Here is a 3254-nt window from a genome sequence, read left to right on the forward strand (position 1 = left end):
CACGACTGCTACATACGAACATCGCTTTGCCTTTTTGAGTAGTGCCTTCTTCAACACGGCTCTCATAATGCTCAACAAAGTCTTTTGCTATAGATTTAATGCGGTCTGGGTCGCCCAGTATGGTAGACATACTGGCCATGGCTGTTTTGCTTTTATCTATTTGATACTCGTTAGTGCCGGCCTCTTCACACGCTTTATAATATTTCTCAACCTCATCTAATTGACGACCATCAAGTAATACTTTTGCAGCTCGACCTTCATAAACAATACGCACGGTAATTTCATCAAAAACTGATTCTGTCATCGTGTAGCTATCAACTATTGCGCCAAATACATCCAAAGTTGCGTCAATAGGTGTACCTGTAAAACCAACGTAAGTAGCGTTTGGTAAGGAGTCGTGCAGGTACTTAGCAAAGCCATAGGTTTTCTTAACGCCATCCTCTGTGACAGTAATTTTTTGTTCTAAATTTATTTGACTACGATGAGCTTCATCTGAAATACAAATTACATTGGTACGTTCCGTCAGTAGTGCTAATTCTTCAGTAAATTTATGAATGGTTGTAAGGAAAATACCGCCACTTTTACGCCCTTTAAGGTGCTCACGTAGCTCACTTCGACTTTCTACGCTGATAATGTTCTGATCACCAACATAAGCTTTTGCATTGGTAAATTGCCCTGCAAGCTGATCATCTAAATCGGTTCTGTCAGTAATAAGAATAATGGTTGGGCTACCCAGCTCAACATCTTTCATCAATAAGCGAGACAGGAACAACATTGTGTAGCTTTTACCACAACCCGTTGCGCCAAAGTATGTTCCCCCTTTACCATCTCGCAAACCATCAGCATCAATCAAATTGCCTTGCTGATCAGTAAACTTCATATGTTGCTTGATATTGGCAAAAAGCTTTGTTGCTGCGTAATACTGAGGATATCGGCAAACAATTTTTTCTTGTTTGCTAGAGGTGTCAGGCACGTAGATAAAATGACGAATCACATCGGTTAAACGCTTCTTGTTAAACAAGCCGCTGATCATCGTAAAGAGTGAATCAATGCCGTCTTTGTCCAGCTTCTCTTCACCTGTAACTTTACGCCAAGAGTAATAGAACTCGTACGGGGCAAAGTAAGAACCCATCTTATTATTTACACCATCACTTATCACACACAGAGCGTTATATTTGAATAGTTCGGGGATATCACGATCATAACGAGTAGTTAGCTGTTTATACGCATCATAGATAGTTGCTTCTTCACGAATCGCACTCTTAAACTCAAATACCACAAGCGGTAAACCGTTGATATACAGAAGTCCGTCAGGAATACGTAGCTCGTAGCCTTGTATCTCCATCTGATTAACTACTCGGTAGATATTAGAATCTACTTTCGTTAAATAGCTAACGTTAGACTCTGCAACTTTTAGTTCCGAAGATTGGCTGGGATTGCTGAACTCAGCTTGAATCGTTTCATAGTCAATAAGCTGAATATACAAATCTTTCTGGCTCGCATCTTCACGCTTGAGCAAAAAACCATCAGAAACAAACTTCATAATGGCTTTGTTGGTATCGTAAAGATCCGAAGCAGGAAGGTATTCCAGCTTTTGGATAATACTCTCTATCTCATAAGCAGTAATGCCATCAGCTTGATAACGTTTGCCTAGAAATTCACGAAGATCGGACTTAATCAACACATCTTCAGGTACTCGCTCAATCGCTTCACCACGAGTATGTGGATAGCCTTCTTTACCTAACAGTTCAATAATGGCTTGTTCCAGCCTTTCTTCTGTGAATTTCATATCTTTAACCTTTTGATATTTTTGCTAGAAGTATAGGATTGAGTTCATTGAGAAGCTCTAGCTCTTTTGGCAAAACAAGAAGGTGTTTAAGTATTGTGTTTAATTGATTATTAACTACTTCACATACGCCTTTGGGGGCAACAACTGTATTTAAGGGGTTAATAATTGTCATCGTCAAAAACTTAGTAGCTGTCCCAGATGATGTTCCTTTAAATCCTTCTAATTCACTTTTGATAGCAAAATATATTTGTAGTAGTGATACATTTTTAGATTTAGGAGTTATGACATATGTTCGCTGGTAAGCATCAAATTTTCCTTCGTAATACTTTAATGGGTAAATAGCACTAGCATTATTTCCAGCGAGAAGAACAGCTTGACCATCAAATGCAAAAGTATTGGTTTTGTATGTTTCTGCTGAACAGGTGAAGAATGGATACTCACCATCGACTACTGCCACATTCGAGTTGAGCTTCCCAGTTTTAAACGAAAAGCACTCTTCATATGTCTCAACCTTCCAGCCTTTAGGAATTTCCATCATTGACTTATCACAATACTCCATCTCCCCAGCTGAAGACTTGTAAGGTTTTCCTTCTAGTTCTGGCTTACCAATGGATTGTGCATATTCTTTAGAGATCGGAAACTCAAAATCAACAAACCACTGTTTGTAAATGGCTTGGGCGGTATCTTCTAACTTTTGTGTGAGTTGTTCGTTGAGTGAAATACGATCATTCACCACATTGTATTCACGCACGATTTCACGCTGCTTTTCGATGGATGGGACAGGTAGCTCAACATCACACATCTCTTCCCAACCGAAAAGTTCTCGCACAGTTCCGTGTGACATAAAACGAGCATATCGATCAAACTCTGAACGCCTAAACCACATCATTAAATACTCTGGATCTAGTTGCTCAGTATCTACAATCTCAAATACAGTGTAAGAAGTTGAGACAATACATTCTTCATTTTCAAGAAGAGCTACTGATATTTTCTCGCCGTTGCGGGATGTAACAGGCCCGTAAGCAAACTGATGCTGTTTTACAATTTTATACGTCGACATATCGGTGCCAACAATATTGGCTATTGACGGAATAAAGCGTTTCGTTATGCTAACGCCAAGTAATAATTTGACCTCCAACGCTTTATTTTTAACAGAAACATCTTTGATGAACTGACCTAGCTTCTTATAATTTGATCTCATAGCCCAACCCTTTAAAGACATTTAATAAGTCATTTTTTGATTGTTCTTCTTGAACTAGAAGTTCGCTAAACTCAACTTTTAGGCTATTCATTTTATCTTCGAAATTGATGTTTTCATCTCTGTTCGTAAATTCGATATGCTTGCTCGGTACGAGTGAGTAATCCTTTGCGGCAATTTCTTCTTTCGTTGCTGAGTAGCAATATTCCGCAATATCTTGATAATCATCATAGGCTCCTACTTGCTGCCAAGTATGAAGCGTATCGG

General features: G+C 39.0%; 2 protein-coding genes and 1 pseudogene. All 3 read right to left on the minus strand.

Going from position 1 to position 3254, the window contains the following annotated elements; all coding sequences use genetic code 11:
* A partial coding sequence (locus H5202_RS19515) for a type I restriction endonuclease subunit R (RefSeq protein ID WP_182773529.1) occupies positions 1–1789 on the minus strand: 1789 nt, incomplete at its 3' end.
* Positions 1790–1793: 4 nt separating this feature from the next.
* On the minus strand, positions 1794–2990 hold the full coding sequence (locus H5202_RS19520; protein WP_182773530.1) for a restriction endonuclease subunit S: 1197 nt from the start codon (positions 2988–2990) through the stop codon (positions 1794–1796).
* Positions 2974–3254 (minus strand): annotated as a pseudogene (locus H5202_RS19525) (N-6 DNA methylase); the annotation flags it as partial. The pseudogene H5202_RS19525 and the gene H5202_RS19520, both read right to left, overlap by 17 nt.

Origin of the sequence: Shewanella sp. SG41-4, assembly GCF_014164505.1 — a bacterium.
Classification (GTDB): Bacteria; Pseudomonadota; Gammaproteobacteria; order Enterobacterales; family Shewanellaceae; genus Shewanella.